Annotated in this window: 20 protein-coding genes; 6 read left to right on the top strand and 14 right to left on the bottom strand. The window is 62.1% G+C overall.

Annotation, left to right across the window (positions count from 1 at the left end):
• Window positions 1-14: 14 nt before the first annotated feature.
• From DNK50_RS04095 to DNK50_RS04085, 3 genes are read right to left on the bottom strand one after another with little or no spacing between them, the layout of a single operon-like run.
• Window positions 15-2111: a biotin/lipoyl-binding protein gene (locus DNK50_RS04095; protein ID WP_112192889.1), complete on the bottom strand. Its 2097-nt coding sequence runs from the start codon at window positions 2109-2111 to the stop codon at window positions 15-17.
• The gene (locus DNK50_RS04090) at window positions 2111-3430 is read right to left on the bottom strand and encodes an efflux RND transporter periplasmic adaptor subunit (RefSeq protein ID WP_099584318.1); all 1320 of its coding nucleotides are present in this window, start codon (window positions 3428-3430) and stop codon (window positions 2111-2113) included. Before DNK50_RS04090 ends, DNK50_RS04095 begins: the two co-directional genes overlap by 1 nt.
• Entirely contained in the window at window positions 3427-4158 is a 732-nt protein-coding gene (locus DNK50_RS04085; RefSeq protein WP_371929513.1) for an efflux RND transporter periplasmic adaptor subunit, read from the bottom strand. The genes DNK50_RS04090 and DNK50_RS04085 overlap by 4 nt, the downstream gene beginning before the upstream one ends.
• A gap of 202 nt (window positions 4159-4360) precedes the next feature.
• Here DNK50_RS04085 and DNK50_RS04080 point away from each other — a divergent pair, with 202 nt between their 5' ends.
• From DNK50_RS04080 to DNK50_RS04060, 5 genes are all read left to right on the top strand, one after another.
• The gene (locus DNK50_RS04080; protein WP_112192888.1) at window positions 4361-6520 is read left to right on the top strand and encodes an outer membrane assembly lipoprotein YfiO; all 2160 of its coding nucleotides are present in this window, start codon (window positions 4361-4363) and stop codon (window positions 6518-6520) included.
• Window positions 6517-7221, top strand: a complete 705-nt coding sequence (locus DNK50_RS04075; RefSeq protein ID WP_112192887.1) for a DUF3142 domain-containing protein — start codon at window positions 6517-6519, stop codon at window positions 7219-7221. The genes DNK50_RS04080 and DNK50_RS04075 overlap by 4 nt, the downstream gene beginning before the upstream one ends.
• Window positions 7222-7301: 80 nt before the next feature.
• Window positions 7302-7997: a hypothetical protein gene (locus DNK50_RS04070; RefSeq protein WP_099584314.1), complete on the top strand. Its 696-nt coding sequence runs from the start codon at window positions 7302-7304 to the stop codon at window positions 7995-7997.
• A gap of 14 nt (window positions 7998-8011) precedes the next feature.
• Complete coding sequence (locus DNK50_RS04065) at window positions 8012-8698, top strand: hypothetical protein (RefSeq protein WP_099584445.1); 687 nt, start codon at window positions 8012-8014, stop codon at window positions 8696-8698.
• Window positions 8695-9366, top strand: coding sequence for a protein phosphatase 2C domain-containing protein (locus DNK50_RS04060; protein WP_112192886.1), 672 nt, complete (start codon window positions 8695-8697; stop codon window positions 9364-9366). Before DNK50_RS04065 ends, DNK50_RS04060 begins: the two co-directional genes overlap by 4 nt.
• 5 nt (window positions 9367-9371) lie before the next feature.
• On the opposite strand, the gene DNK50_RS04055 is transcribed toward DNK50_RS04060, so the two are convergent.
• From DNK50_RS04055 to DNK50_RS04005, 11 genes are all read right to left on the bottom strand, one after another.
• On the bottom strand, window positions 9372-11825 hold the full coding sequence (locus DNK50_RS04055; protein ID WP_112192885.1) for a TonB-dependent siderophore receptor: 2454 nt from the start codon (window positions 11823-11825) through the stop codon (window positions 9372-9374).
• A 92-nt stretch (window positions 11826-11917) separates the two neighbouring features.
• Window positions 11918-12868, bottom strand: a complete 951-nt coding sequence (locus DNK50_RS04050; protein ID WP_099584311.1) for a FecR domain-containing protein — start codon at window positions 12866-12868, stop codon at window positions 11918-11920.
• Window positions 12865-13374, bottom strand: a complete 510-nt coding sequence (locus DNK50_RS04045) for a sigma-70 family RNA polymerase sigma factor (protein WP_099584310.1) — start codon at window positions 13372-13374, stop codon at window positions 12865-12867. Before DNK50_RS04045 ends, DNK50_RS04050 begins: the two co-directional genes overlap by 4 nt.
• 73 nt (window positions 13375-13447) lie before the next feature.
• Complete coding sequence (locus DNK50_RS04040; RefSeq protein WP_112192884.1) at window positions 13448-14893, bottom strand: efflux transporter outer membrane subunit; 1446 nt, start codon at window positions 14891-14893, stop codon at window positions 13448-13450.
• Window positions 14890-15948 (bottom strand): HlyD family secretion protein, encoded by a 1059-nt coding sequence (locus DNK50_RS04035; protein WP_112192883.1) that lies wholly within the window; start codon window positions 15946-15948, stop codon window positions 14890-14892. Before DNK50_RS04035 ends, DNK50_RS04040 begins: the two co-directional genes overlap by 4 nt.
• A 15-nt stretch (window positions 15949-15963) precedes the next feature.
• A complete protein-coding gene (locus tag DNK50_RS04030; RefSeq protein WP_099584444.1) occupies window positions 15964-17499 on the bottom strand; it encodes an MFS transporter in 1536 nt (511 codons plus the stop codon).
• Between the two features lie 151 nt (window positions 17500-17650).
• On the bottom strand, window positions 17651-18571 hold the full coding sequence (locus DNK50_RS04025; protein WP_099584307.1) for a LysR family transcriptional regulator: 921 nt from the start codon (window positions 18569-18571) through the stop codon (window positions 17651-17653).
• 60 nt (window positions 18572-18631) lie between these two features.
• Window positions 18632-19480 carry an ABC transporter permease gene (locus DNK50_RS04020; RefSeq protein ID WP_099584306.1) on the bottom strand — a complete coding sequence of 283 codons (849 nt, stop codon included), beginning with the start codon at window positions 19478-19480 and terminating at the stop codon, window positions 18632-18634.
• Window positions 19481-19491: 11 nt separating this feature from the next.
• Window positions 19492-20343: an ABC transporter ATP-binding protein gene (locus DNK50_RS04015; RefSeq protein ID WP_099584305.1), complete on the bottom strand. Its 852-nt coding sequence runs from the start codon at window positions 20341-20343 to the stop codon at window positions 19492-19494.
• A gap of 1 nt (window position 20344) precedes the next feature.
• On the bottom strand, window positions 20345-21370 hold the full coding sequence (locus tag DNK50_RS04010) for an ABC transporter substrate-binding protein (protein ID WP_112192882.1): 1026 nt from the start codon (window positions 21368-21370) through the stop codon (window positions 20345-20347).
• Window positions 21371-21384: 14 nt separating this feature from the next.
• Window positions 21385-22278: a TauD/TfdA family dioxygenase gene (locus DNK50_RS04005; RefSeq protein ID WP_112192881.1), complete on the bottom strand. Its 894-nt coding sequence runs from the start codon at window positions 22276-22278 to the stop codon at window positions 21385-21387.
• Window positions 22279-22544: 266 nt separating this feature from the next.
• Here DNK50_RS04005 and DNK50_RS04000 point away from each other — a divergent pair, with 266 nt between their 5' ends.
• Window positions 22545-23243, top strand: coding sequence for a GntR family transcriptional regulator (locus DNK50_RS04000; protein ID WP_099584302.1), 699 nt, complete (start codon window positions 22545-22547; stop codon window positions 23241-23243).
• Window positions 23244-23545 lie beyond the last annotated feature (302 nt).

Raw genomic sequence — 23545 nt, 5'->3', positions numbered from 1 at the left:
GTGTTCAACTCCTGTCAAAAACCGCTTTCGCGCACGCCCAAGGCTGCCACTCGTCGCCAAGCCACACCCAGCACTGATTCGCTGCGCCCTTGCAACACCACCACCCCGCGCAACGGCTGATGGGGCGTAGGGATTGATTGCACCGTCGTGAACCGAGCGCCGTATTGCGCCTGGACCGGTGCCGGGCGCTGGTTTGCATCGCGGCGCACGGCGATCGGTCCGTGGTGATCGGAGGTCAGGGCTTCTTGATCGAGATAAGCCACGCCGTTGGCATCGATGTCCGTCAACGCCACGGCAATCGCCGCGTGCATCGGGTCATCGGCGATAAATCGCCCGGTGGCTCCCGGCTGCACGCGCCACAATTCAGCTTCCGCCAGGTAACCGCGCAGGCGCGCGCCGTCCTCGACCACTTGCGCCAGCGCGTCCTTGGGCGACAACCAGCGACCTGTGCTCAGTTGCGGCAGCACATCACGCACGGTCCCGGCATGGGGCGCGCGCAACAACAGGCGCTCGCGCTGGGCGGCCAAGCCTCGGTATTCGGCCAGGGCCTGGGACAATCGCTGGTCATTGATGCCGGCGTCCGCCGCCGTTTCGCTGCGCCCGGCCTGGCGACGCATCTGCAGCTGCAGGATCTCGACTTCGCGGCGCACGATGCTCTGCCGGGCGTCCAGGTCAGGGGACTCCAGTTCGACCAACACCTGGCCCTGGATCACCACTTGCCCGTCCGCCACGTTCAATGCCTTGACGCGTGCCGCCACCGGCGCATGCAACGCACTGGCGCGCCCCGCTTCGAGCATCGTCGGCAGCTCCACCGCACTGCGCCAGGGCACCACCAGCGCCAGCACTATCAGCAGCAACCCGAGGCCCGTCAGCACCACCCTCGGCGTATGGGCACGGCTGCGTCGGCTCCACCATTCGCGCCACTCCTTGAACACCGGCAGGAAGATGAACCACACCAACTCCACCAGCATCAGAAAGATCCCGAGCAGTTTGAAAAACAAGTGATACACCGCCAACGCGATCCCCAGGAACAGCGCCGCGCGCCACAGCCACGCCAGGTAACCCCACCACAGGAGACGTCGTTGCATTGTCGGCGACCAGGTTTCCGGCGCCGGTTCGCCATAGCCGAACAACCACTCGCGCAAGCGCCAGCGGCAGAGGGCGAAGGCACGGCCTTGCAGGTTATCCACGCCCCACAGATCGCTGATCAAAAAGTAACCATCAAAGCGCATGAACGGGTTCAGGTTGATCGCCAGGGTGGTCAACCACGTGGCGCTGGCCAGCATGAACGCCGCGGTACGTGCCGGGCCGTCCGGCAACAGCGACCAGGCCAGCAGCGCAACGCACGCGAGCAGCAGTTCAGCCATTACGCCGCCGGCGCCAATCATCAGCCGCGAGCGGCGGTCATTCACTCGCCAGGCGTCGCTGACATCGGTGTAGAACATTGGCAGCAACACCATGAACGCCACCCCCATGCTCTGCACCCGGCACCCGGCCCGCTTGGCCATAAAGGCATGACCGAACTCATGGCACAGCTTGGCGAAAAACAGCGCGACCCCGAACGCCAAGGCTCCCCCCAGGCTGAACAGATGTGGAAAGGTCGCCAAAAAACGCTGCCAGTCCCGCGCGACCAGAAACACCCCCAGGCCCAGAATCATGGGCAACCCGTAGCGCAACAAACCCGGCCCAAACCGCGCCAGCCATGGCCAGGCCCGGTTGAGGAAAGCATCTGGGCGCCACAGCGGAATGCGAAAGAACAGGTATTGGTGCAGCAGCACTTGCCATAGGCTTTGCTTCTGGGCGGCGGCTTTATACAGGTAGCTGGCCCGTTGTTCCGGGTCCAGCGCGGCAATCAGGTCGTGGGTGCGTAGAAAACTCAACAGCTCATCCACTTCGCTGTCGCCCAGCGGCAAGCCCGGCTCGCGGTTGGCAGCCTGCAGGACTTTTTGCGCATCGCCCAACGACCAGTGGCGCAACAGCCGAATGGCGGTGGCGCCAAGTTTGAAGTAACGCCCGCGCACCGGGTCGGCCAGGGTCCAGCGCGGCGAACCGTCCAGGGCGACACCGGCGCTGGAGAGTTGCAGGTCGTCGCGCAATCTGGGCAGGCCCATTAAAGCCCCACGCTCTGGCGCAGGCCCGCCAGCGGTCGACGCAACAGGTACAGCGCCAACGGTGCACGCTCGCCAAAGATCTTCGCAGTACCGCGCAGGCCGATACGCGGCGGCGCGTCATCGAACTGCGCGTCCAGGCGATAGGCCAATTGCCCCCCCGGCGTGGGTTGGGCCTCGTAGGCGGCGCGTTGCAGGGTGGCGAGGTGGCGTTGTAACGGGTCGCTGTCAAGAAAGAGTGCGACTTGGGCGTTCGGCTCCAGGGCAATCGCATCGCCCACCGCCAGTTCGATGCGCAGCTCAGCCTGGCCGGGGTCGGCGATCTGCAACAGGCGCTCGCCGGTCTGCACCGGTTTGCCGAGCCAGCGCTCGGGATCGGCGAAGACGGCGATACCGTCGCGTTCGGCGCGTACTTCGCTGCGCTTGAGCAGCTCACGGGCGTAATCGCGTTCGGCGCGTTTTTGCTCGACGCGCGCGGCCAGCAAGTCGATGCGCGAATTGGATTCGGCGTCGGCAAACGCCCGCTGGGCATTGGCCTTGAGCTCGGCTTCGGCCACGCCCAACGCGCGCCCAGCCACGTCGGCCTGGGCGGTGAGGGTGGTGCTTTCAAAGCGCAGCAGCACGTCACCGCGCTTGACGGGTTGGTTGGGTTTGACCAGAAACTGCGCAATCACGCCGTCCAACGGTGCCGCCACCACTTGCCCGGCCAGCGGCACCACCTCGGCAGGCGCCAGCACCGACTGGCGCACGGGGATCAACAGCAACAGCAGCAACGCGATCACCACCAGGGCCTGCCGCTTACGGGTCAGGCGCAACCGCCAAGGCTGGCGGGGTTGCAGCGCGAGCCAGGCATGACTGTAAGTGTCACCCAGTTGCGCCAGCAGCACCTGCTCTGCGGGGTTCCACGGAGTATCCCGTGCCAGCCACAAACCGCCGAATACTCGGCCTTGAGGGCCGATGAACGGCAACCAGAACACATGCCCGGCAGACAAACTCAGCCAGTCGGCCTGCACCTGTGCGCTCATTAGCTCGACAGGCACCACACGGGCGGTCTCGCCCAGCGCCTGCTTGTGCAGTTGCGCCACGGCCTGCTCGACGAACGCCACAAACGGCGCGTTCGGATCGACGCTGCTCACAGCGGTCACCGCCTGCACCTTGCCAGCAATCAACAGCGCCGCGTGGCGGTAGCCAAACAGCGGCTGACCATCATTGACCAGGCTGTAGGCCAGTTGCTCGGTGCTGCGCGCGGCGCGGGTCTGACGTTCAAGCTCGAGAAACTGGGCAAACACCCGCTCGGTACTGCCTGGCATCGGTGCGTTCATTGCAGTTGCGCGAAGTGGGCGGTGCCGCTCATGCCGGCCATCAGCCCGGTTGCGTTGGACACCGTGGCCACCAACAACAGCGTCTGGCTGCCCTCGTCAATGCGTGCGCCCAGGCGTTTGACGGTGGCGCTGAACGCTTGGCCGGTTTCATCGGGGGTGAAGTTGAACGTCTGCCCAGTCTTGAGCTTGCCCATCCAGCGCGACGGCACCAGCAAGTGGATCTCCAGGCTGCGGTTGTCGACGATTTCCAACAACGGCGAGCCGGCCGAGACACTTTCATAGCGTCGCACTTTGCGCTGCACCACTTGGCCGTCATACGGCGCCAGCACGCTGCAACGCTTGACCTGCACCTGATAGACCTGGGACTGGGCCTGGGTTTCGGTGAGTTTGGCTTCGGCGCGTGCCACTTCGAAGCGACCGACGGAATTGAGCGCCGCCAGTTGCTTATTGTGGGCCAGTTCTTCACCGGCGCCGCGACTGGCCGCCGACGCTGCATTGAGTTGGGCCTGATAGGCCGAACAGTCGAAACGCGCCAGTGTGTCGCCCTTCTTGAATGACTCACCCTCGCTGAACGGCAGATCGACAATGCGCCCGGACAACTCACTGGCCAGCATCGCCTGGTCGCGAGCGCGCAACACACCACGCGCCTCGCTGCCGGTGCTCACGGCAGCCGTAGCCGGAGGATCCAGTAACGGGTCATCCGCCATCACCATCGGCACTGAGCCCATCAGGCAGGAAAAACTCAATACCCATCCATGCAACGGCTTCATACAAATCTCTCCCTGATCATCAGCGCAGTCTAGGGCAGCGAGGTTAAATTGCCACCACCCAAAGCGGACAAATCTGTGATTTGTGTAGGCCTTCACCATAGCCAACATCGGATCAGGCTACTATTGGCGCCCTCCAAGGACTCAGGATCAAGGACACGTCATGCGCATCGGTTTTCTGTCACCCCTGGCACTGGCCCTGCTGGCCGGTATTTCCCTACCGGCCCAGGCCAGTTCCGATGACTCGTGCTACCCGGATTGGCGGGTGTCGCGTGACCGCCTCGACGCCTGCAGCAACCTTCCCTTTCTCAACCCAGGCAACGACAGTCGGGTCAACCTGCGCCTGTTGCTGGCTGACAAAAAAGCCGAACCGCTGACGCCGAAGGCTTTGACCGAAGACGATCTGAGCCAGGGTTTCGGCCCGGTGCCGTTTCCGGTGTATCGCCTCGCTGCCGCTTCCAGCGCAGAAACTGAAGCCGATTCGGACGACTCGCCCACCGCCGAGCTCGACACCCTGCTGACCTCTCTGGGCATTAAGCGAAACGAGTACACGACTGCCGGCGAGGCCTACCTCGAAGGCGAGGGCAGCCGCTGTCGCAGCAACGACGATGACAGCGCCACTGCGTTTATCAGCCAGGTGGTGCAAGCCGACATGCCAACCGCAGAACGCCAGCTGCTGGCGAAGGCCCGGTTGGAACTGCTCATCACCTGCACCTGGGACGGCCCGGTGATCGCCGAACCGATCGAGTCATCCAATGGCCGCATGCTGCGCACGTATCTGCAAGCGGCCGCCGACTTTTACAGCGGACGTTTCAGCGAGGCCGAGCGCGGTTTTGCCGCCGCCAGCGGCAGCGAACTGCCCTGGTTGAAGGAAACCGCGCAGTACATGAGCGCCCGCACCTTGCTGAACCAGGCGCAGGCCGAAGCATTCGACGAATACGGGATGCCGCAGCTTGCGCGTGTGGACAAGTCTGCACTGGGCCAGGCCAAAGATGGCTTTGTTGGCTATCTGGAGACTTATCCACAGGGTCGTTACGTTGCCTCCGCCCGAGGCCTGCTGCGCCGCGTGTACTGGCTGGCGGACGACAACATCCAGCTCGCCGACGCGTATGCCTGGGCGATGACACAGGCGTCGGATGCACAGCGCAATGTATCGGTGGATGAACTGATCGAAGAGGCCGACCTCAAGCTGTTGATGGTCAACAGCGAGACGGTCGCGACGCCGATGATCCAGTTGGTCAGCGACCTGATGGTGATGCGCGGCGAAGATCAGCCGGCGCTCTCCCGAACAGACCTGGAGAAACAGAAAGTCGCTTTTGCCAGCGCCCCAGAGCTGTACGACTACTTGCTGGCCGTGAGTGCCCTGTACATCGAGCATCAACCAGACACCGCCTTGAAGCACTTGCCTCAGGACATTCCGTCGAACCTGAATTACTTCGCCTTCAGCCAGCAGACCCTGCGCGGCTTGGCGCTGGAAGACAAACAGGACTGGAAAGGCGCCGAAGCCCTGTGGCTGAAACTGCTCGACCAGGCCAAATTGCCGCTGCAACGCGACCAACTGGAACTGGCCCTGGCGATGAACTACGAGCGCAGCGGCCAACTGGCCAAGGTGTTCGCCAGCGACTCGCCGATCAGCGCCAAGCCGGTGCGTTACATCCTGCTGCGCAACGTCGCCGGGCCTGAGTTGCTGCGCCAACAGATCGCCCAGGCCAGCGACCCGCTGGAGCGCCAGACCGCGCAGTTCGTGCTGCTTTATAAAGACCTGCTGCGCAGCCAGTACGCCACGTTCGCCGAGGACCTCAAGCAACTGCCGGCTTCGCCCCCGGAAGACAAATTGGGCACCAGCCTTGGCTACGTCTATAGCGGCGGCCAGAGCTTGAAGCTGTTCCAGTGGAACGGCGACAAGGCCGAATCCGGCTATGCCTGCCCGAGCATCGCGCAGACCGCTGCGACCTTGCAGACCGATGCGAAAAACCCACAAGCGCTGAACTGCTTCGGCGAATTCATCCTGCGTAACGGCCTGGACGGCATGCCGCTGGAACAGGCCCGCGCCGCCGGCAGCCTGGGCAGCACCGCGTCGGACTTCAAGGGCGAAACCTTCTCGCGCCTCGACGGTTACAAGCAGGTGATCGCCGATGCCAAGGCGCCAAAGAACGACAAGGCCTACGCGCTGTTCCGCGCCATCAACTGCTACGCGCCGGCCGGCTATAACAGCTGCGGCGGCCAGGACGTTGAACCGGCGGTGCGCAAAGCCTGGTTCCGCCAACTCAAGTCCGGCTTTGGCGACACCCAGTGGGGCAAATCCCTGCAGTACTACTGGTGAAATACCTGTGGCTAGGCTTGCTGCTGCTGGCAAGCCCGGCCTTCGCGGCCGTCGACGCTCGCGACTATGACGCCTTCTGGCTGTGGAGCGGCGTCACGCCCCAGCCGGTACTCAAACAGGCCAAGACCCTGTACATCCTCCAGGGCCAGATCAACTCAACCCGCCGCGCGCCCCAACGCGGCGTGCAATTTATCGCCCAGGGCATCAGCGTGCCGCGCATTACCCAAGGCGAAGTCTGGGTGGTCTACCGCGCCCACACCCTGCACTGGCCGGAACGCGTCTACACCCAACTGCTCGGCCAGGTGCAACGCTGGCGCGACGCGGGCAACCCGGTGGTCGGCATCCAGATCGACTTCGACGCCCGCACCCAATACCTGCACGAATACGCCGCCTTTCTGCGCGACCTGCGCCAGCGCCTGCCCGCCGACCTACGCCTGAGCATCACCGGCCTGATGGACTGGAGCAGCAACGCAGACCCAGCCGCCATCGCCCAGCTCAAGGGCGTGGTGGATGAAGTGGTGGTGCAAACGTATCAAGGCCGCCACAGCATCCCGGATTACGCGGCGTATTTGCCACGTATGAATCGGCTGGGGCTGCCGTTCAAGGTCGGATTGATCCAGGGTGGGGACTGGGAGGAACCGGGGTATTTGCCGGGGAGTGAATGGTTTCGGGGGTATGTGGTGTTTTTGCAGAATCGCTGATCATCCTTGACATCGGTATTGAAGCCGTGCAAGAAAGTGTCCTCTGTCCGCGGACAGAGGACACTTAAGTTTGGAGCCCCATGAAAAGTCAAGACGTACTTATCTTGTTCAAACTCATAAGCCTGGAATTGCAGGCCAGGGGGGAGCGCGTGAAAAAACGCGAGTTCTCCGTGATGCAAGATTCGGAAGGGGCGGTCATCTCGACCATCAAGCAATTTTTTGAAAATGAAAACGACATACAAGCCGTTCAGCTTTCTGATCTCGAAGACTGGCGCGGCTGGGACGAGAGCGAGCCTGCCGAACAGGACAATCAACAAAGCTACTCTGTAAGAGCCCTCGCATCGGCATTGGGGCTGAGCAAGACAGAGGTATCTTCATCTTTAAGCCGATGCCGCGAAATTGGGTTGGTGTTTACGGACAATAACGACGGTTCGCCTCTCGTCAGAAAAAAAGCACTGCTTGATCTCGTCACTTACAGCATTCGTTATATTTTTCCGGTGAAGCCAGGCCCCATCGTTCGGGGCATTCCGACCGCCTTCGCGGCCCCCATCCTGGCGGGAAAGGTCATCAGCGGCGGCGAATTCATCCCCGTTTGGCCGGACGCCTACGGCAAAAGCAAAGGCCAGGAAATCACGCCCTTGTACAAGACGGTGCCGGGAGCGGTAAAAAAGGATGAGCTTCTTTACCATTTCCTGGCCCTCGTTGATGCCATCCGCATAGGAGGCCCCCGCGAAGCCAAAGTAGCCGACGCCATGCTGAGGGAGTGGATTCTGTGAACTCCGCCCGGGAAATGATGCTGCAAATGCTTGAGGAAGTCGCCGACGCGCTGGGGGCCGAGCTGCGGCGGCAAGTGGCTTTTGTGGGTGGATGCACGACAGTCCTGCTGATCACCGACGAATACACTCAGGAGTCCATTCGTGGCACCGATGACGTGGACTTGGTCATCCACCTGACAAGCACCGCAGCCTGGTACCGACTGGAGGAAACTCTCAAGATCAAGGGATTCAAAAACACAGGCCAGGATACGGTTACATGCCGCTTGCGCTTGGGTGAACTGAAAGTCGACTTCATGCCCACCGATGAGAAAGTACTGGGTTTCTCTAATACTTGGTTTGTCGGTGGACTGGAACATGCCATTGATTACGCGTTGCCCAATGGCACCCGCATCAAAGTCTTTGCCGCCCCCTGGTTTCTCGCCGCAAAACTGCAGGCGTATCAAGGAAGAGGTAACGGCGACGTCCTGATGTCCAACGACATTGAAGACATCATTGCTTTACTGGACGGCCGGGAGGAACTGACAGCAGAAGTAAAACAAGCCCCTGTCGACCTGCGACGCTTCGTGAGCGATCAACTGTCGGCGCTGCTCAAGTTGACGGCGTTTCAAGACGTAATCCAAAGCACAGCCCAAGACCCCGATCGCGAGGCCTTGATTTACAGCCGTCTCGCTGCATTGATTGATGCAGGAGCGAGCGTTTGACCCTGCGCCTGAGACTTAGCCGCAAAGGTACTCATAGAGCAGAAAACCGTGACTTCAGCGGCTGGGCGCACAATGCTGGCGCCCAGCTCTATGTCATCGCCGATGGGACGTCTAAACCCGGAAGCGGTCAACTGGCGAAAGCCATGATTCAACATGTGCTCGGTGCGTTCGCCCACGCACAGCCAACTGAAGTACGTTCGCTCGATGAGGCGCTGAAGCTGACGCTCACTTCATTCAACGACGTGCACTCAAACCTGTGCCCCGACTTCCCATTCGCTTCCGCCAGCTACCTTGCCTTGCTGGTTCTTGGCCAAACCGCAATCACCATTCATGCTGGCGATTGCTGCCTGGGGCATCTGGAAAAAAATCAGCCCGTGAACTGGCTCAGTTCGCCACACTGCGGCCCCAACTGGAAAGGCGATCTGGGCCACGCGCTCATTGCCAACAGCCCGGCCCGTAAACAACTGCTCAACTGCATGAGTCATCGCAGGAGCCACGAGCCCCGCGTTCAATCGTTGCCAGTAACCCCGGATACATTATGGGTTCTGGCAACAGACGGTTTCTGGGCAGAGCTCTCACCCGAAAGCCAATTAGCCGTCATTGCGGCGCAATCTCTCCACGCCCACCCGACTGAAGACGATGTGACCTGTTTGCTGATACACACCTGAAAGGCTCACCAGTCGTAGGTCAAACTCGACACCACTGTGCGCCCTTCCCCGTAGTAACAATCCAAATCACTGGTGCATTGCGACACATAGGTCTTGTTGGTGAGGTTTTGCACGTTCATCGCCAGCTTCACGCCCTTGAGTTTCAGCGGCGAACTGCCCAGGTCGTAGCTCAGGCTGGCGTCATAGACACTGTAGGACGGCACGGTGAAAGCGCCTGCGTAATAGTCACCCAGGCTCTGACGGGCATAGCGCACGCCCAGGCCTGCGCCGAGGCCAGCCAAAGGGGTGTCGCCGAGCACGGTGTAGTTGACCCACATCGAGGCGGTGAGCGGTGAGATGCCGGCCGGGTGGCGACCTTCGCGGCCGTCGTTGTCCTTGGTGTATTTGACGTCGTTGCGCGAGGCCGAGGCCACCACGTCCCATGCATCGCTGAGGGAGGCCTTGGCTTCCAGCTCGACACCCCGCGAACGCATCGCGCCACTTTGGGTGCTGTAGGTGGTATCTACCGGGTTGGTGGTCAGCACGTTTTCCTGGTCCAGTTGGTAGACCGAGACCTGTACGAAACTCTTCTGGCCGGGCGGTTGGTACTTCACGCCCACTTCGAATTGGTTGCCGGTGGACGGCTCGAACGGTTTTTTATCGATACTGGTGCCGGCCAGCGGCAGGAACGATTCGGTGTAGCTGACGAAGGGCGCCACACCGTTATCGAACAGGTAAACCAACCCGGCACGACCGGTGAAGGCCTGGTCCTTGCTGGCGAAGCGGCTGTCCTGAATCGGTTCCTTGTTCACCACATTGGCCCAGTCGTAACGACCGCCGAGCACAAACGCCCATTTATCCAGTTTGATCTGGTCCTGCACGTACAGGCCGGTCTGGGTAATGGTGCGGTCCCAGCGATAGGGCTGGCCGAAGTTCATACGCTGACCGTAGACCGGCTTGAACAGGTCGATGATCGGCGGATTTCGGTCGTACAGGCCGAGGAACTGGGAGTTGGAGTGGTAGTAATCCAGGCCGACGATCAGGGTGTGGTCCAGCACGCCGGTAGCGAATTCGGCCTGGGCGATGCTGTCCACGCCGAACACTTTGTTGGTTTGCGACCAGTCCACGCCGAAGCGTTGCAGGTAGCGCTGATCCTGCACGCCGGTGGCCGGGTTGGCGACGAAGCGGTAGCCGTGCAGCGGCGCGGTGTAGCGATCGTCGACCTCGGCGTAGCGCGCATTTTGCTTGAGGGTCCAGGTGTCGTTGAGGCGATGGGAAAGCTCGTAGCCCAGCACGTACTGCTCGCGGTTGTACTGGTTGACGCCCGGCTCACCGATAAACAGATCGCGCTTGATCTTGCCGTTGGGGTTGGCCCAGAGGGTGCCGGACGCCGGCAGGCCTTGGGCTTCGGGCACGCCTTTGTCTTTCTGGTACTGGGCGAAGACGGTCAGGCGGGTGTCGTCGTTGGGCTGCCAGGTGAGGCTGGGGGCGATGAACTGGCGTTTGTTTTCGACGTAGTTGATTTCGTCCTGCCCATCATTGGCCAGGCCGGTCAGGCGGTAGAGAAATTGCCCCTGCTCATCCAACGGACCACTGAGGTCGATGGCGGCACTTTTGTGTTCGTACGTACCCGCTTCCAGCACCAACTGATGCACGGGGGTTTCGCTGGGCCGCTTGCTCACCATGTTGACGATACCGCCCGGCTGGTTCTGCCCGTACAGCACCGACGCCGGGCCCTTGAGCACTTCGATACGCTCCAGGGAGTAGGGTTCGATCTGCAATGCGCCGCCGGTGCTGCCGCCGCCGTAAGGCAGGTGCAAACCGTCGAGGTACAGCGGCGTGGGCGAGAAACCCCGCGAGGTGGGTTCGTCAAACAATTTGACCCGGTCAGCGAAGCCGCCGGCGCTCATGCCAGGGGTGTAGAGCAGCGCCTGGGTCACGCTCTGGGCGCCACGGGCCTTGATCTCTGTGGCAGTGATCACGTTGATCGTCTGCGGGATTTCCACCAGTGCCGAATCAGTCTTGCTGCCGGACGCACTGCGCTTGGCGACAATCCCGTCCACCGGGCCCCAGGCGCTTTCCTGCTCCTGCTGACCATTGATCTGCGTGGCGCCCAACTGCAACGGGCCGCCCGCAGAACTCGCCTGCAACGACCAACTGCCCTGGGATTGCACGGCGACCAAACCGCTGCCTGCCAGCAACTGCTCCAACCCCACCCCTACCGCATAACGGCCCTGCAGACCCGCCGTGCGCTTGCCTTCGGTGAGCGTGGCGTCGACCGACAGCAAAATGCCCGACGCGCTGGCAAAGCGATTCAGTGCCTGGTCGAGGCTACCCGCCGGAATGTTATAGGCGTGCTGCGCTTCGGCGCTTTCTTGCGCTTGAACAAAGCTCGGCGCCACAGGCACCGTCGCCAAAAGGCTGACAAACAAGCCACGGCGCAGCGCGCGGGCCAAGGGTTGGACTGGGTGGTGCGGCATTGCAGGACTCCCCGTGAGATCGCTTCTTGATTGGCTTTCAAGAGGTATCCCGAGCGGGCAGCCGAAACCGACAAGCAGTGATGAAAATATTTTCAGACCCGCGCCTTGATCGTCACCCAGTAGCGCGTCACCGCCTGCACCTGCACCGGCAGTGAGCGCTCTAGGGCCGCGAGGATCGCGTCGGTGTTATCCAGCGGAAATACGCCGGTGAGCAACAGCCCCGCCACCGCCTGATCACAGCGCAGCAGCCCAGGCCGATAGCGACTCAATTGCGCGACAAACTCGCCCAGCGGCTGGCGCTCGGCGATCAGGCGATGCTCGGTCCAACTGCTGGTATTGGCACTCAACCCAGGCAACGCGCAGCTTTGGCCCGCGTTGAACCACAGGCTCTCACCGGCCTGCATCTGCACGGCGGTGCCGTGCAACGGGCTGACCCGCACGCGGCCTTCGTAAAGGTCGACGCGACTGCCGTCGGGCAACTCGCGCACGGCAAAACGGGTGCCCAACGCTTGCACATCACCGGCTGGGGTTTCGACGATCAGCGGGCGGGAAGGGTCCTGGCCGCTGGTCAACAGGATCTCGCCACGCACCAGACGGACACGCCGTTCGCTAGCACTGAAGCGCAGGTCCACGGCGCTGTCGCTGTTAAGGTCCAGGCGCGTGCCGTCACTGAGGGTGACGTGGCGGATCTCGCCCGTGCGCGTGCGGTACTCGGCAAACGCCGCTTGCCAGGGTTCGCTGCGCTGCACCAGAACCCCGCTGCCACCGGCCGCCAGCAGCAAGCCGAGCAGCTTGAGCGCGGCGCGGCGCTGGGTGTCCGGGGTGTCGCGCAACACCGCTCGGGCACTGTGAGTGGGTACGCCGCCGAGGGTGTGCTGCAACTGCTGCAAGCGCTGCCAGGCACGCCGGTGCTCCGGGTCTGCGGCCTGCCACTGGGCAAACGCCTGGCGTTGATCGCCTTGCAACTCACCCCCCCATTGCAGCATCAACCACTCACTGGCTTGCTCGACGATGGCCGGCGCGATAGGCGCGTCGTGTTTCATTCTTCGTAGACCACCTGATAGCAGGCGACGATGGCACGGGTCATGTACTTCTGCACCGAACTGACAGAAACGCCCAGACGCTCGGCGATCTGCGTGTAGCTCAGCCCTTCGAACTGCGACAACAGGAAGGCACGGCGCACGTTGTCGGGCATGCGGTCGAGCATGGCGTCGATCTGCATCAAGGTTTCGAGGATCAGCGCACGGGTCTCCAGGGACGGAGATACAGGCTCGGGCAGGTGCGCGATGCTTTCCAGGTAGGCGCGCTCAATGCGCAGCCGTCGCCAATGATCGATCACCAGGTTACGTGCGATTTGCGCCAGGTAGCTGCGGCTTTCCTTGTCGCCGGGGAAGCGACCGGACACCAGCAGGCGCAGGAACGTGTCCTGAGCCACGTCCGCCGCATGCTCACGGTCACCCAGGCGCTTGCGCAACCAGCCTTGCAGCCAACCGTGGTGGTCGCGGTACAGGAGGTGAAGCTGTTGCTGGCCGTCAGTCGCGATGCCCATGAAACGCTCAGATAAGTTATTGAGAGCAATTATCATTACATCTTATTTCGCGACTGACAAAACTCTTTATTGCTCAGCGCTCGGCGGTGTACAGCGGATACACCGACTCCCAGCCCCCACCCAACGCCTTGTACAACCCGACCATGGCCAACGACACGCCGGTAGAACTCTCCACCCACTGCTCCTGCGTCGCCAGCAATGCGCTCTGCACGGTGAGCACGTTGACGAAGTCCGCTACGCCTTCCACGTACTGATGCTGCGCGGTTGTCAGGGCGATCTGGTTCTGGCGCACGGCTTCGGCGAGGCTGTCGCGGCGCAGTTGGCTGGCGTTGTAGCGGGTCAGTTGGTCGTCGATTTCATGCCAGGCGCGCAGCACGGTTTGCTGGTAGGCCAGGGCCGCTTCCTGTTGCTGGGCTTCGCGCAGATTCACCATGCCTTGCAAGCGCCCGCCATTGAACAGCGGCAGGCTGAACTGAGGGCCGAAGGCGAAGGCTCGTGAGCCCCAGGAGCCAAGACCCGACAGCTGCATGGCCTGGGAGCCGAGGCTGCCGGACAGGGTGATACGCGGGTAGAAATCACCTTTGGCCACACCGATGTTGGCGGTGGCCGCGTGCAAACGGGCTTCGGCCTGACGGATATCCGGGCGGCGTTCGGCAAGCTGCGACGGCAGGCCGATAGCAACTTGGCGCTGGGTCTGCGGTACGGCGGCGTCCTTGGACAACTGCGCGTGCAGGGCTTGTGGCGGCTCGCCCATCAGCAGGCTCAGGGCGTTGATCAACTGGTCCTGGCGTTGCTGCAAATCCGGCAAGCGCGCTTCGATGGCGGCGACTTGGGCAGCGGCTTCGGCCACGTCCAGATCAGTCGCTACGCCGTCGGCCAGGCGCAGTTGCGAGAGCTTGAGGCTGTGGCGCGCAACGTCGAGGTTTTGCTCGGTGACGGCACGGGTGTTTTGCACGCCGCGCAGTTGGATGTAGTCCTGGGCGGTCTCGGCCAGCACCGACAACAGCACGGCGCGACGGTCGTTTTCGGCGACTTGCAGGGTGGCGTCGGCGGCTTCGGTTTCGCGTTTGACGCGGCCCCAGAAGTCCAGCTCCCAGGACGCGGAGAAGCCCGCGTCCCACTGGTTGAAGGCGGAACGCCCGTTTTCGCCGGATGGGTCGCTCAAGCCTTTGCCGCTGTTGCGTTTGCGCTGGTAAGCACCTGAGGCTTCGACATTGGGATAGCGCTCGGCGGTCGTCACTTGGCGCACGGCGCGGCTTTGTTCCAGGCGGCTGCTGGCCAGTTTCAGGTCGAGGTTATCGGTGAGGGCGCGGCGCGTGAGGGCCGAGAGTTGTGCGTCGTGGAACACGTCCCACCAGCGCTCCTGGAGTGGGTCGCTGATGGCGCGGCTGTCGGCTTGGCGGCCTTGGGGCTCGTTCCATTGCGCCACTTGAGGGCTTTGCGGGCGCTGGAAATCCGGGCCGACGGTGCAGGCGCTCAGGCTGATCAGACTCAGGGTGAGCCAGGCAAGGCGTTTCATTGCTGCGCCACCTCACGTTGAACGGCAACAGGTTGGGTGTCGACGCTCGCCTCCACGGACATACCGACGCGCAGGCGCTCGGTCAGCGGCTGGTTGGGTTCCAGCACAATTTTGACCGGAATGCGCTGCACCACCTTGGTGAAGTTGCCCGTGGCGTTGTCCGGTTTGACCGAGGCGAAGGTCACCCCAGTCGCCGGGGCGAGGCTCTCCAGATGACCGTTGAGCAACTCGCCGTCGAGGCTGTCGACCCGCACCTGCACGGCTTGGCCGGCATGCATGTGAGAGAGCTGGGTTTCCTGGAAGTTGGCCACCACGTAGGCCTCGGCCAACGGCACCACGGCGAGGATCTTGCTGCCCGGCGTCACATAGGCGCCGACGCGCACCGCGCGCTCGCCGACCATGCCATCGACCGGCGCCACGATGCGCGTGTAGGACAGCTGATAGCTGGCCATTTCCAGCGCGGCCTGGGCGCGCTTGAGCCCGCCTTCGGCGGCATCGCGCTGGGCGGTGAGAATCTCCACCTGCTTGCGCTCGGCTGCCAGCACTGCTGTGGCATTGGCCAGGCGTGCGGTGGCCTGGTCGATGCGGGTCTTGGCTTGCTGGGCGTTTTGCACCGTGCCGGCGCCCACGCCGGCGAGGTGGTTGTAGCGGTTCAGTTCGTGTTCGGCGAAGGCCACTTCGGCGCGGTCCGCGGCGACTGTGGCCTGGGCTTGGGCGATCACCGAGCTTTGCCGTTCCAGGGTCGCGGTGGCGTTTTTCAGTTGAGCCTGGGCGACCAAGGTGTCGGCATCAGCGGCCTGGGCGGCGGCGCGAAAATCCCGGTCGTCGATCAGCGCCAGCAGTTGTCCGGCCTTGACCCGCTGGTTGTCCTCCACCAGCACTTCCTTGATAAAACCCGCCACGCGCGGGGCGACCAAGGTGAAGTCAGCGGCGACGAACGCGTCGTTGGTGCTTTGGTGCTTACTGCCCAACAAGCCAGGCGCGACCAGGTACACCAGCACACCGACGGCAAATACGGTGATGACGGAGACGGCCACTTTGTCTTTGCGTTTCATGAAAATTCCTTTTGGCTAGGTCGGTGCGCGAGGCGGAAAGATCCGCGTGGGCATCCAGAAAATCAGCAGGATCAACGCCACGGCGACGCCGCCCATGACGTAATAAAGATCCGAAGACGTGAGCACTACGGCCTGCTCGTGCAACCGATGGGCGAGGCCCGGCGCGTTGCCGTCGGCCAGGGGCGAATTGCCCAGGCGGTCCACCAGCATGGTCGAGTGAAAGTGCAGGCGCTGGGTGGTCAACGTGTCCAACACGCCGGTGGCAACCACGGCGGAAAGGCCTTTGACGGTGTTGAACCAGGCCGAGGCGAACGGGCCGTCCTGTGGCTGAATACTGCCGGTGGACAGCATCAGCAGCGGCAACACAGCCATGGGCTGTCCGAAGATTTGCAGCAGGTACAGGCCGTAGAAATCGTCGCGAATCCATTGCGAGGTGAGGTGTGCGCTGCCGATGCAACACAGCACCAGCATGCTCAGGCCGATCCCCAGCACCCAGCGGCAATCGACCCAGCGCAGGTTGCACAGTGCAGCCACCAGCGGCAGCGCGATCAACTGCGGCAGTGCCATCAGCAGCATCACCGGCGCGGTTTGCAGCGGTCGATAGCCTTGGACCTGGGCGAGGAAACTCGACGGGATGATGATCACCGAGGTCAGCACCATCAGCACGCCCGCCAGTACGATCAGGGCAAACGACAAATTGCGCAGACCGAGCATCTGCAACTTGAAAAACGGCATCGGGTGCGACCACTCATTGAGCATGAACAGCACCAGCAACACGCTGCCGCCACTCAGCAAACAGGTGATCAGGCCCGACTCGAACCAGTCCAGGCGATTGCCTTGCAGGATGCCGATCACCAGCATGCAGATCGCCGGGAAGCCCAGCAGCAGGCCGCGCCAGTTGAACTGCTTGAAGCGCTCCAGGCGCAGCGGGTCCTGGGGTAAGCCGTAGGCCACGGCGGCCATCGCCAGCAGGCACGGCGCGACGATCTGCCAGAACGCCCACTGCCAGCCGACGTATTCGGTCCACAGCGCCGCCAGTGGTGTGCCGAGGCTCGGGCCGAAGGTGGCGGTGAGTGCATAGCCGGCCAAACCATACAGCTTGACGTTGGCCGGCAGGAAACGCAGCGCCACGGTCATCAGCATCGGCGGCAACGCGCCACCGGCCAGGCCTTGCACGGTGCGCAGCAGCAATAGGCTTTCGTAGTTCGGTGCGAACGGGCACAGGATGCCAAGCACGGTGAACAGGCCAATGGCGCACAGGGTGAAACGGCGCAGGGAAAACGTCACCGCGCACCAGGGCGCAAAGGCCATCGCCGCGACCGAGGTGGCGGTGTAGGCCGCGACCAGCCAGGTGCCTTCGTCAAACCCGATGTACAGCGCACCACGGATATCGGCGAGGGCCACCTTGGTGACCATCTCGTTGAGGCCGGACACAAGCACCGCCAGCAACACCCCGACCAGGCCGATGATGATGCGCGCGCCGAACACGGGCGGGGTGAGGGCGCTGGGTTTGGCTGCGGCCGCGAGGGTGGGGGCAGCGAGGGAAGTCATGAACAGGTAACTCGGCATGGTAAATACCCGAGCAGTTTAATCAGGCAAAACCATGACAAAAAGTTACTTATCGGCAGCTTATAAGTGCGTCAGGCGCAATCCTTGATTTACTACAGAACCCTCCCACATTTGCCCTGTGTACGCTTGAGATTCAGGTCGGTTGGGCTTCCAGCCACGTGGCGTGGCAGCTCTCGCGCATGGTTTCGCGCAGCCATTTGTGCGCCGGGTCCTTGTCGAAACGCGGGTGCCAGGATTGGGCCAACACCAGAGTCGGCAAGGAGATCGGCAGCGGGAAGGCGCGCAGGGGCAGCTTCAGGCGGTTGGCGCTGTAGAGCGCTTCCTTGGGCACCGGCAGGATCAGGTCGGAGTCGGGCAGCATGAACATCGCGCCGTGAAACCCTGGGGCGATCATCGCCACGCGGCGCTCCAGGCCCTGGGCATTCAGCGCGGTATCGATCGGCCCCCGGGCGATGCCGCGCCGCGAGATGCTGATATGGGAGTAGCTGGCGAAACGTGCCGCGGTGATCTCCTCGTCGAACAACGGGTGGTCCTGCCGCGCCAGGCCGACGAAGGTGGTGGAGAACAGGTTCTGCACCTTGACCTCAGGGCTTGCCGGCTGGGTGTTGCTCACGCGCAAATCCAGGCGCCCTTCGCGCAGGGCTTCGTCGTCGGTGTCGCCTTCGGGCACGAAACACAGCTCGCACAATGGGGCCACGCGCTCCATGGTGTCGAACAGACGACCGCCATACACACCGATGAAAAAGTCATTGGCGCGCACGCTGAAGCGGCGGCGCAGGGTGCTCAGGTCTACCTGGTCAGCCGAGCGAAACAGCAGCGCGGCCTGCTCCACCACGTTGCGCACCTGGCCCTGTAACTGCAATGCCTTGGGCGTTGGCACCAGGCCGCGCCCGGCACGCACCAGGATCGGGTCGCCCACAGCTTCGCGAATGCGTGTGAGGGTGCGGCTCATGGCCGCCGGGCTGAGGTTCATCCGCCGGGCGGCGCCGACCACACTGCCCTCGTCGAGCAAGGCGTCGAGGGCGACCAGCAGGTTCATGTCCGGTAGTTGCATGCCAAGCACTCATGATCAGAGGGGAGTGAACTGGGCGCAATCGTAGCAGGGATAGGTGGATCAGCGCTGCATGCCCCAACGCTTCACGGTGAGCCGCTCGAAGGTGTCAAACACCAGGTTCTCCACCAGCAGGCCGATCAGGATCACCACCGCTAACCCGGCAAACACCTTGTCGGTGTACAGCTCGTTGCGGTTCTGGAAGATGTACCAACCCAGCCCGCCCTTGCCGCTGGTGGCGCCGAACACCAACTCGGCGGCGATCAGCGTGCGCCAGGCAAATGCCCAGCCGATTTTCAGGCCGGCGAGGATCGACGGCAGCGCGGCCGGGATCAGGATAAACAGCACAAAGCGCATGCCCTTCAGACCATAGTTGCGACCGGCCATGCGCAACGTCTCGGACACGCCGAGAAACCCTGAATAGGTGTTGAGCGCCAGCGCCCACAACACCGAATGCACCAGCACGAAAATCAGGCTGTTCTGGCCCAGGCCGAACCACAGCAGCGCCAGCGGCAATAACGCAATGGCTGGCAGCGGGTTGAACATCGAGGTCAGGGTGCTCAACAGGTCGCGGCCCAATTGGGTCGACACGGCCAAGGTGGTCAGGGCAAACGCCAGCACAATGCCGATCAGGTAACCCTTGATCAGCACCACCAGCGAGATGCTCACCTTGCTCAGCAATTCGCCGCTGAGCAGGCCGTCGTACAACGCGGCGGACGTCTGCAGAAAGCTCGGCAGCAGCAGGTCGTTGTTCTGGTAGCGCGCCACGGCTTCCCAGAGGATCGCGAGCACAATCAGGATCAGGCCCTTGCGCAGCCAGCCTTGTTGCCACAGGCGTTGGCGCAGGGGCAATTCGCGCTCCACGGGGACACTGAGCAGCGGTTCGAGGGTGACTTCATATTCCTGGCGCATGGGTTGCCCTCTTAGTAAGCGATGCGGATGTCGGCAAAACCCAACTCGGGTTCCGCGGCGCTGGTTTCATCGAACAGCAAGCGATGAATCCGTCGCGCCGACGCCTGGAAGTCAACACCGCCCAGGCTGTGCAGGTCGTATTGATGGCTGTGGATTTCTGCGCGTACGCGCCCCGGATGGGGGGACAGCAACAGGATGCGATTACCCACCACCAGTGCTTCTTCGATGGAGTGGGTGACGAACAACAGGGTGAAGCGCACCTCTGCCCAGAGCAGCAGCAATTCTTCCTGCATCTTGCGCCGGGTGAGGGCATCGAGGGCGGCGAAGGGCTCGTCCATCAACAGGATTTTCGGCTGCATGGCCAGGGCACGGGCGATGGCCACGCGGGCCTTCATGCCGCCGGATAATGTGTGGGGGTAGGCGTCGGCGAAGGCACTCAGGCCGACTTTGTCGAGGTAATGCAGGGCGCGTTCTTCAGCTTCGCGGCGCTTGAGGGTCTTGGACGCCAGCAGCGGGAACATTACGTTTTGCTTGACGGTTTTCCACGGCGGCAGTTGGTCGAATTCCTGAAACACCACGATGCGGTCCGGGCCCGGTTGCTCGACCTTTTGCCCCAGCAAACGAATCTCGCCCTCGCAAGGTTTGATAAACCCGGCGATGGACTTGAGCAAGGTGGATTTGCCGCAGCCCGAAGGGCCGAGCAGCACGTAGCGGTCAGCCGGGTCGATCTCGAAACTGACCTGATGGGTGGCCCGCACCACGCGCTCGGGGGTGCGGTATTCGAGGCTGACGTTATCCACCGCCAGCAACGGCTCGGCGGTGTGCAGGTTGCTGGCCGTGTGGCCTTGCAGGGGCGCGTTCATCTCAGCTTCCTTGCAGGGGTTTGGCGTCCTGGAAGAAGTAGTCCTTCCACGATTCAGGCTTGTTTTTAATGGCGCCGACGCGGTAGAGGAATTCCGCCAGCGGGTAAGTATTTTTCGGCGTGACGCTGAATTCGAACTGCGGGTTGTCGATGATCTTGAGCAGCTCGGCGCGGTCGATCTTGGCCTTGGTCACGCGGATGTAGGTGTCGGCGGCGGCGCCTTTGTCGTTCTGGGCAAATTGTGCGGCTTCGGTCAATGCCTCGACAAACGCCTTGTAGGTTTTCGGGTTGTCATTGCGGAATTTCTCGGTGGCGAACAACACCGTCGGTGAGTTGGGGCCGAGCAGGTCATAGGTGTTCAACACCACATGCACATTGGGGTTGGCCAGGGCCTGATCCTGGAATGGCGGGTTGGAAAAGTGCCCGGTCAGCTCGGTACCGCCAGCGATCAACGCGGCGGTGGCGTCAGGGTGCGGGACGGCGACGGTGTACTTGTCGAGGCGATTGAATTCCTTATCGCCCCACTGCTTGGCGGCGGCATATTGCAGGAAGCGCGACTGCACCGAAACGCCCACCGCAGGCACGGCGATGCGGTCCTGGTCGGTGAAGTCGGCAATGGTCTTGACCTTGGGATTGTTGCTGACCAGGTAGTACGGGAAGTTGCCCAGTGACGCTACGGCCTTGACGTTCTGCTTGCCGTGGGTGCGATCCCAGATGGTCAGCAGTGGGCCGACGCCGGCACCGGCGATGTCGATGGAGCCGGAAAGCAGCGCATCGTTGACTGCCGCGCCACCGGAGAGCTGGGTCCAGTCGACCTTGATGTCGATACCTTCCTGCTTGCCGTATTTCTCGATGAGATTCTGGTCGCGCACTACATTGAGCAGCAGGTAAACGATGCCGAATTGTTCGGCGATGCGGATCTCTCCTTCCGCCTGGGCAACCGCCGGGGCTACTAGGCTGCCGGCCAGCAGGCTGATACCCAGCCCAACGGTGGCGGCCAATCGTGCAAATGGAATGTTCCTGGACATGGTCATGCTCCGAATCAGAAAGGCGCGTCGCCCTGGATGGTGGTGCGAAACAGCTTGCGGCGCAGATGGCTCGGGCAACCGGCGGCGAGGTGGATCAACGAGCGGTTGTCCCAGAACACCAGGTCGTGGGGCTGCCATTGGTGGCGATAGATGTTCTGCGCCAGCACGCTGTGGGCGTAGAGCTGGGTGAGCAGGTCGCGGCTTTCGTCTTCGGGCAGGCCGACGATGCGGGTGGTGAAGCCTTCACTGACGAACAGCGCCTTGCGACCGTTTTCAGGGTGAGTGCGCACAATCGGGTGCACCACTTCTGCGACCTGCGCCAACTGCTCGGGGGTGAGCGTGGGGCGCCAGTTGCCTTCGAATTTGGTCTCGCTGTAGCGCGCGGTGTAGGAGTGGGCGGCGCTGCGCCCATCCACCGCATTGCGCAGGTGATCGGGCAGTTGGTCCCAGGCTTTGTGCATGTCGGCGAATAAGGTGTCGCCGCCTTCGCAGGGCAGCTCCTGGGCATGCAGCATCGAGCCAAGGCTCGGCAGTTCTTTATAAGACAGGTCCGAATGCCAGAATTTTCCCGCGTCGCCCAGGCCGATGGATTGGCCGTTTTCGATGATGTTGGAGACGATCAGGATTTCCGGGTGGTTGGCCAGCAGGAACTGTTTGAGCACGTGGATCTGCAACACGCCAAAGCGACGGCTGAAGGCAATCTGTTGTTCGGGGGTGATACGTTGGTCGCGAAAGACCACCACATGGTGATCCAGGTGCGCACGGTGGATACGGGCGAAATCCTGGTCATTGACTGGCCGGGACAGGTCCAGGCCAATAACTTCGGCGCCGACGCTGCCGGGCAGCGGGCGAATCTCGAACGTTTGGGCGGTAGGGATCGCTGTTGGAACAGTAGAGGTGGCAGACATGAGTTCACTCCCGGTCAGACAGGAGAGTGACTTTATAGATATAAGAACGGCAATTTAAATACCGTTAGAGAATATCTATATGCGGGAATGTCGCAGCATGCCAATGCCGTGTAAGACCCCGCAAGACCCAGACGTGGGCCGTCTGAACAGCATGTTGAAACGCTTACAAGCCGAAACCGTGGCCGTTTGACAAGCCTATGGGCAGCCTCTAGTGTGCATTGGATCCAATTAGCCACCACTTTTCCAATAAGGAGGATAGCGTAACCGTGACGCAGAAGCCGAACCCTTTGAACAGCATCAAGATCAGCGGGCCTATTCCCGCCCATCTTGCTCGCTCCGTGATTGAAGAAACCCTGCGCAATGCCATCCTGGACGGCCGATTGCCCTGCGGGACCGCCATGCGCCAGCAAGAGCTGGCCAGCCTGTTCGGGGTCAGCCGCATGCCGGTGCGTGAAGCCTTGCGCCAGCTGGAGGCGCAGTCACTGTTGCATGTGGTCACCCACAAAGGCGCCGTGGTTGCACCGCTGATCGAAGACAATTCAGCTGAGACCTATGAGCTGCGTATGTTGCTGGAGTCTGAGGCGCTGCGCCTGTCGATTCCCTTGCTGACCGAAGCTGATATCGCCGAGGCAGACACCTTCATCTGTGCCTTAGAACAGGAAAAAGACTACGCCGAGATTGGTCGCCTTAATCGCCTGTTTCACATGACGCTGTATGGCAAGGCGCCCAACCAGCGACTACTCAAATTGGTAGAGCACGGGCTGAATGAGGAAGAGCGCTTCCTGCGTTTCAACCTTGAAGCAATGGGGCTGGGGGAGACATCCCAGGAAGATCACCGTGAACTGCTGAACCTCGTGGCGCACAAACACGTCGCTGAAAGCATCCTGACGTTACGCAATCACTTGATGCGCGGGATGGAGGTGATCACTACCTACCTGAATGGCCTGGAAGCCGACGCCAGGTAAGTCATTCAGCAGAACCTCGCTCTCCCGCCTAGCCCATCAAGAGCTGCGGGTCACTGCCCATTGGACAGAGGCCCGCACTGAAGAAACTTCCGACTTCAATAACGCAACTAACTGACAGCACATATTATTTAGAAAAACTTCTAACATATTTGTATGCTCGCCAAATTGTTTAACCCGCCTATTATCTTTTATTACTAAACCAGGCCACTCACTCAGCGCCTCACGCGCGCGGGCGGCTTTCCTGGCCATGCCTGGTTTACATCTACTTATCTTTTTGCCAATCACAAAAGCCCATCGCTGTT

Origin of the sequence: Pseudomonas sp. LG1E9, from assembly GCF_003290225.1 — a bacterium.
GTDB classification, from domain to species: domain Bacteria; phylum Pseudomonadota; class Gammaproteobacteria; order Pseudomonadales; family Pseudomonadaceae; genus Aquipseudomonas; species Aquipseudomonas cyclaminis.
Note: the sequence above shows the minus strand (reverse complement) of the source record. Positions and strands in the feature narration are given on the sequence as shown.

Coding starts and splice junctions, on each gene's coding strand:
- DNK50_RS04015 (WP_099584305.1), bottom strand. CDS start 20,343: ATGAACGCGCCCCTGCAAGGCCACACGGCCAGCAACCTGCACACCGCC.
- DNK50_RS04010 (WP_112192882.1), bottom strand. CDS start 21,370: ATGTCCAGGAACATTCCATTTGCACGATTGGCCGCCACCGTTGGGCTG.
- DNK50_RS04035 (WP_112192883.1), bottom strand. CDS start 15,948: ATGAAACGCAAAGACAAAGTGGCCGTCTCCGTCATCACCGTATTTGCC.
- DNK50_RS04005 (WP_112192881.1), bottom strand. CDS start 22,278: ATGTCTGCCACCTCTACTGTTCCAACAGCGATCCCTACCGCCCAAACG.
- DNK50_RS04095 (WP_112192889.1), bottom strand. CDS start 2,111: ATGGGCCTGCCCAGATTGCGCGACGACCTGCAACTCTCCAGCGCCGGT.
- DNK50_RS04040 (WP_112192884.1), bottom strand. CDS start 14,893: ATGAAACGCCTTGCCTGGCTCACCCTGAGTCTGATCAGCCTGAGCGCC.
- DNK50_RS04080 (WP_112192888.1), top strand. CDS start 4,361: ATGCGCATCGGTTTTCTGTCACCCCTGGCACTGGCCCTGCTGGCCGGT.
- DNK50_RS04070 (WP_099584314.1), top strand. CDS start 7,302: ATGAAAAGTCAAGACGTACTTATCTTGTTCAAACTCATAAGCCTGGAA.
- DNK50_RS04050 (WP_099584311.1), bottom strand. CDS start 12,868: ATGAAACACGACGCGCCTATCGCGCCGGCCATCGTCGAGCAAGCCAGT.
- DNK50_RS04055 (WP_112192885.1), bottom strand. CDS start 11,825: ATGCCGCACCACCCAGTCCAACCCTTGGCCCGCGCGCTGCGCCGTGGC.
- DNK50_RS04085 (WP_371929513.1), bottom strand. CDS start 4,158: ATGGGCTCAGTGCCGATGGTGATGGCGGATGACCCGTTACTGGATCCT.
- DNK50_RS04020 (WP_099584306.1), bottom strand. CDS start 19,480: ATGCGCCAGGAATATGAAGTCACCCTCGAACCGCTGCTCAGTGTCCCC.
- DNK50_RS04065 (WP_099584445.1), top strand. CDS start 8,012: ATGATGCTGCAAATGCTTGAGGAAGTCGCCGACGCGCTGGGGGCCGAG.
- DNK50_RS04030 (WP_099584444.1), bottom strand. CDS start 17,499: ATGACTTCCCTCGCTGCCCCCACCCTCGCGGCCGCAGCCAAACCCAGC.
- DNK50_RS04090 (WP_099584318.1), bottom strand. CDS start 3,430: ATGAACGCACCGATGCCAGGCAGTACCGAGCGGGTGTTTGCCCAGTTT.
- DNK50_RS04025 (WP_099584307.1), bottom strand. CDS start 18,571: ATGCAACTACCGGACATGAACCTGCTGGTCGCCCTCGACGCCTTGCTC.
- DNK50_RS04045 (WP_099584310.1), bottom strand. CDS start 13,374: ATGGGCATCGCGACTGACGGCCAGCAACAGCTTCACCTCCTGTACCGC.